At 35.5% G+C, this 4,416-nt stretch carries 4 protein-coding genes; 1 reads left to right on the plus strand and 3 read right to left on the minus strand.

All coding sequences use genetic code 11. The annotated features are described in order from the left end of the window. Window positions 1-237: EAL domain-containing protein (locus N4A40_09715; protein MCT4662124.1), on the plus strand; the 237-nt coding region annotated here is incomplete at its 5' end. Between the two features lie 104 nt (window positions 238-341). Here the strand turns inward: N4A40_09715 and N4A40_09720 are convergent. The 3 genes from N4A40_09720 to N4A40_09730 all read right to left on the minus strand — a co-directional run. Next, on the minus strand, window positions 342-2,405 hold the full coding sequence (locus N4A40_09720; GenBank protein MCT4662125.1) for a DUF1566 domain-containing protein: 2,064 nt from the start codon (window positions 2,403-2,405) through the stop codon (window positions 342-344). A gap of 118 nt (window positions 2,406-2,523) precedes the next feature. Then, window positions 2,524-3,492, minus strand: coding sequence for a porphobilinogen synthase (hemB, locus tag N4A40_09725; GenBank protein MCT4662126.1), 969 nt, complete (start codon window positions 3,490-3,492; stop codon window positions 2,524-2,526). A 20-nt stretch (window positions 3,493-3,512) separates the two neighbouring features. Then, a partial coding sequence (locus N4A40_09730) for a uroporphyrinogen-III synthase (protein ID MCT4662127.1) occupies window positions 3,513-4,416 on the minus strand: 904 nt, incomplete at its 5' end.

Raw genomic sequence — 4,416 nt, forward strand, 5'->3', positions numbered from 1 at the left:
AAAATAGACCGCTCGTTTATAGACAGAATACTGACAAGCAGAAAGAAACGCGGGCTTATAAACAGCATAATAGACATGGCACATAACCTTGACATGAGTGTTATCGCAGAAGGTGTAGAGACAGAAAAGCAAGCTGATTATCTGACATCACAGCACTGCGATATACTTCAGGGGTACTATTTTAGCAAACCAGTAGATGAACGTACTCTTTTTGAAATGATAGAAAAACAAAAATAGAACTAAAAAGTTATTGACGACTTTTTAGTTCTATTTTTGATCTTCATTATCAAAGTTTTAATCTTCATTATCAAAGTTTTGATCTTCATTATCAAGATTTTGATTTATTTTACAATCATGAGATCCTCTCCAATTATTACTTTTCCACTGTATATAGCATTTATAGCTTCTATCTGCCTTTTAGCATCTATGTCTCCACCTATATGAGTTAGCACCAGTTTCTTTACATTTGACTCCTTTGCCATTTTAGCAACTTCATCTAGTGAAGAATGCGCCCTATCGTCAGAAGGTGGATTTCCATCGCCTTTTGAACCAATTTTTATTATAGAACCAGAATCCATAATCAAAACATCTGCATCTTTAGCTAGATTTACGAGTGATTTACTATAAGTCAAATCACCAGATATCACTATGGATTTCTCATCATTTTCGAATCTATAAGCCTGAGTCTCTATGCTGTGATTTACGCTATCTGTCCTTAGCATCAAACCGTCAAATTTATGTTCACCACTTCCGTCAAACTCTTGTATATCAACATTTGTCTTTATACCATTCCATGACCATCGTCTCTTCTTACTAGCTCTATACTCCATATCTTTCTCATAGAACTCAGTGACGAATTCATGCAATTTTCTAGTTCCAACAGGTCCTATTAAATTTAAATGATCTCTCCCCTTTAACCAGCCCTTAGTAAGTACGCCTGGATATTCTTCGTTGTGATCCATGTGATGATGAGTAAACATTATGGTTTCTATATCACCAAGGCTAACGCCAAATTCCATGAGTCGCTTTTGGGTGCCATAACCCATATCAACTAAATAATAATCATCATCGTCAAAAATTAGCACACTAGGACTTGATCTCTTCTCAGAATAAACTGGCCCACCAGTTCCTATAAGCACAGCTCCAAAATCACCATCTAATTCCTCTAATTTAGGCTCATGTTCACCACCTATATCTCTCACAAGTCTTACAAAATTATTTATCCTTCTGACATCACCTTGAGGGCCAAAACCATTGGGATAATCCGATGCATCACCAGTCTTTGGATCACTTCTCTGCGCTCCTGCTCCGTGCACATCCAAGAGTTCTTCACTATTAGAACGCGGAAGTTTCATAAATCCAAGTGCCTCTCCAAAAGCCACATAAACTGCACTTTGACCTAATTTTTTACCATCTAAATGTGTAGTAGATGTCCAGTAAAATGGATAATTGCGACCACCACCCTCATCTACTATTCTCGTACAATCAAATAGTGAATCTATAGCTGCATTTCCACTAGTAGATGGAGATTTACTATAATCAACTATACTCTGTAATTCCTTAGCATCTGGCAATCTCCAATCACTATATCCTGATGATTCAAAAGACTCTGCATACCCAAGAGCATCTTTCCATTTCATGGCCGACTTACTATCTTCTTTCATCCACATGAGACCAGTTGCTAAATCACTTATAGTTCCATCTCCATTATTTACAAATTCATTTTTGCCATAATTCTCATTGCCTCTTACAAATATAGTGTAAAACTTCTTATCTTTTTTCGTTCGCTTGTCATAAAGACCGTATCCCTTTATTCTGCCATCCACAAAATTCACACCAAATACGGTATCATCACCCTTCATAGTCTTTCCAACATACTTTGTACTAGACATATACTGAGCATCTATAAACCTCTCTCCAGTTGATTCGTCACCATAATATATCTTAAAATAATCACCGTCTAAATACGCCACATTTGTCTTTGAACTGCTACCGGTCTTCCCACTAAAATTTATGAGCGAATAAAGTTCTTTTATAGTAGGCATTCTCCAATCATCGTATCCACCAAGCCTTAGTGATTTCGCCTCTTTCACTGCCTCATCATATGTCTTTTTTTCACCAGCATCAGCTTGCCACATAAGACCAGTAATCTCATCTACTATAGTTCCATCTCCGTTGTTTTTATAAGAGCGTTTGTTTTTAATATACGTAGCGTCTTGACCATAAAAATCTTCGCCCATAACTGGCTTATCTATCTCTCCACTGTTTCCATAAAAATCATACTGACCAGTATCCACAATAGGATAATCTACATCACCTCTAGCAACCGCTATACTTGCAAATATAAAAATTAGCACAAAGATTGTAAACAGTGATACTTGTGACTTTTTCACAAATAATTTCATAAAATCCCTCCGATCTATGGGTTTTGATTCATTTAATAATTTACCCATAGATGGAGGGATTTCAACATATATTGTATTTGATTTATAATTAAATATAAAAATTTAAATCTTAATTTTTCTAAGCTCTTCTAAGAATTCTCGCTATATCCTTTGCAAAATACGTAATTAAAATATCAGCTCCAGCTCTCTTGATAGAAGTCATAGCCTCCATCATAGCATTTTCATTTATTATTCCCATGTCTATAGCATTTTTTAGCATAGCATATTCACCGCTCACACTATACGCAGCTAACGGTGCATTGAATTCATCTTTTGCCCTTCTTATGATGTCTAAATAACTAAGCGCTGGTTTTACCATTATAACATCTGCACCCTCTTCTAAGTCCATAGCTATCTCTCTCATAGCTTCATCACTATTTGCAGGATCCATTTGATAAGTTTTTCTATCTCCAAACGAAGGTGCTGAATCCGCAGCATCTCTAAATGGACCATAGAACGACGATGAATACTTCGCACTATACGACATGATTCCAACCATCTCAAAGCCTTCAGCATCAAGAGTTCTTCTCATATGTCCTACTCTACCATCCATCATATCAGATGGCGCAACCATATCAGCGCCTGCCTTTGCATGACTTATGGCAATTCTTGAAAGATACTCAATTGTGACATCATTGTCTATATATCCACACTCCTGCAATATTCCACAATGGCCGTGATCTGTATACTGACACATACAAATATCCGTTATGACTAGCATGTCTGGGTGCTTTTCTTTTATTTCTCTCACCGCTTTTTGAACTATACCATCGTCATTATACGCCTCTTTTCCAAAAGCATCTTTTTCTCCAGGTAATCCAAATATTAAAACACTTTCAAGTCCAAGTGACTTCATATCCTTTATCTCATCATCTAATTTGTCTACAGATAAATGATAATTGTTTGGAAGTGAACTTATTTCTTTTTTTATATCTTCACCTTCAACGACAAATATCGGATAAACTAAATCCTCGATATTTATTTTAGTCTCTCTTATCAAATTTCTAATAGCGCTATTTGCTCTAAGCCTTCTACCTCTATGAATCATACTCAAATGTACGTCCTCCTCTATCTTTGTGCTAAATATATTAAACGATCCACCACTCCATCTATAGTATAGATTTCAGCTTGATCGCAAAATTTTATATCATAATTTTTAAGTGTATCAGAAGTAATAGGTCCAATAGAGACGCAATTTATACCTCTGACCTTTTGACGATTCTCATCTGTCAATTTTTCCATAAAATACTTAACTGTAGAACTGCTCGTAAATGTTATATAATCTATATCATTTTTCTTTATAGTCTCATTTAGCTCTGAAATATTAGATTCATCTATCACAGATTCATACAAAATCACCTCATCCGCTTTACAAATCTCTGATATAGAATCTATCAAATCAGCTCGTCCATTTTTAGCTCTTGGAATGAGAACCCTATCATCAGACTTTAACATTTCCCTTAGTCCATTTGCCAGTGAATCACCATCATAATTTTCAGGCATCCAATCTGCATTCAACCCATAATTTCTAAGAGCCCTTTTCGTAGCAGATCCAACTGCTATGAGCTTGGAATTTGCCAATACTCTACTGTCAAAGCCCCTATCAAATAATCTCTCAAAAAATATATTAACTCCATTTATACTAGTGAACACAATATGTGTGTAATCATCTAAAATATCCATAGCCTTCTCTAAATTCTCATTATCTTCAATCTCCCTAATTTGTATAGATGGATATTCAAACACTGTAGCACCTAGGTTTGATAGCTTATCTACTAATTTACTACTCTGCGCCCTAGCCCTTGTAACTACAATCTTTTGACCATAAAGTGGTCTCTTTTCAAAAAATTCAAGTTTTTCTCTTAAATCAACTACATCTCCTACAACTATGAGACTTGGCGCTTTAATATTCTCTTCTTTAACAACTTCTACTATATCTCTCAAATTTCCCGTCACAACTCTTTGGTTACTT

It is taken from the genome of Tissierellales bacterium, assembly GCA_025210965.1.
In the GTDB taxonomy this organism is placed as follows: Bacteria; Bacillota; Clostridia; order Tissierellales; family JAOAQY01; genus JAOAQY01.

Coding starts and splice junctions, on each gene's coding strand:
- hemB (MCT4662126.1), bottom strand. CDS start 3,492: ATGATTCATAGAGGTAGAAGGCTTAGAGCAAATAGCGCTATTAGAAAT.
- N4A40_09720 (MCT4662125.1), bottom strand. CDS start 2,405: ATGAAATTATTTGTGAAAAAGTCACAAGTATCACTGTTTACAATCTTT.